We start from the raw sequence: 1,113 nt of genomic DNA, 5'->3' as shown, positions 1-1,113 counted from the left end.
GTCGTCCACTTCGTCGTCGTCGGCGGCGCCGGCGTCCAGGCAGCGCACGCCCCGGCTGTTGCCGACACCGCGCGGGTCGAAGCTGACCAGGTCGTACCGGGAGCGGAGCTTCTCGTAGTCGGCGGCGAGGCCGGGCAGGGTGGCGACTCCCGATTCCCCGGGGCCGCCGAAGTTGAAGAGGAGCGAACCGATCCGGTCGCCGGCGTCGGCGCTGGAGCGGGCCCGGATCAGCGCGATGCCCATCGACTCCCCCGAGGGCTTCCGCCAGTCCAGCGGCGCCTGCAGGGTGGTGCACTGCCACCGGGTGCCGTCCGGCAGGGGCTCGGGTGCCCTGCCGCCGCCCTGGACGGGCGAGGGCGCCGGGCAGTCCTTCCAGTCCAGGGACTGCTGCCGGAACCGGCCTGTGGCCTGTCCGTCGGCCGCTGTGCCGCCGCGGCCGCCCTGGTCGCCGTCCTGTGGTGCCGGCGTACAGGCCGTCAGGGAGCAGGAGAGCAGGGTGGCTGTGGACAGCAGGACAGCGGCGGACATCGCTCGTGTGGACGGCATGACTTCACCCTCTGGCGGCCCTGCCGGAGACGCACGGCACGGCGTCCGTTCGGGGGCCGTGCGCGGGCCTCCGTGGAGGCGGCGCCTTGTGCGGCAGGTGTTCGCCGGCAGGTGCGGGCCGGGGTTCGCCGTGAGCGGGGCAGCGCGGGAGTTCGCCGAGCGGTACGCGCAAGGATTCGAGAACCTGCTCGGCCGGCCGGGGCGGCGTTCCGGTCCTGGCGGCGTGCAGCGGGAGCGCGCACCGCGTGCGGGCAGAAGGACGGCCGTGGCGTCGGGTCCCGGGTGGAGTGTGTGCCGAACGGGTGAGCCCGCGGCCGTCGGGGCCGCCCGTGGTTAGCATCCGGGAAGGGGGACGCCCACCGATGGCACGGAGGCCGTCATGCCGCAACGACCCGCATCCCGTCTGTCGACGAACCGGTCGAGCCTCGGCCACAAGGCGCAGTACGCGCTGCGGCATCCGCAACGCGTGCTGCCCTACCTGCGCCGGGCGGGCCGGGACACATGGCTGCGGCTGCGCCACCGCGGCGGCCACGTCGCCTATTACCGGGCGGTGATGGCCTCCGACAC

Annotated in this window: 2 pseudogenes; one reads left to right on the top strand and one right to left on the bottom strand. The window is 74.7% G+C overall.

Going from position 1 to position 1,113, the window contains the following annotated elements:
- A pseudogene (locus ACWGH4_RS35315) lies at positions 1–546 on the bottom strand (alpha/beta hydrolase); the annotation flags it as partial.
- A gap of 379 nt (positions 547–925) precedes the next feature.
- On the opposite strand from ACWGH4_RS35315, the pseudogene ACWGH4_RS35310 reads away from it, so the two are divergent.
- Positions 926–1,113: pseudogene (locus ACWGH4_RS35310) on the top strand (methyltransferase); the annotation flags it as partial.

The sequence above is a fragment of the Streptomyces sp. NPDC054847 genome (genome assembly GCF_053610925.1).
Note: the sequence above shows the minus strand (reverse complement) of the source record. Positions and strands in the feature narration are given on the sequence as shown.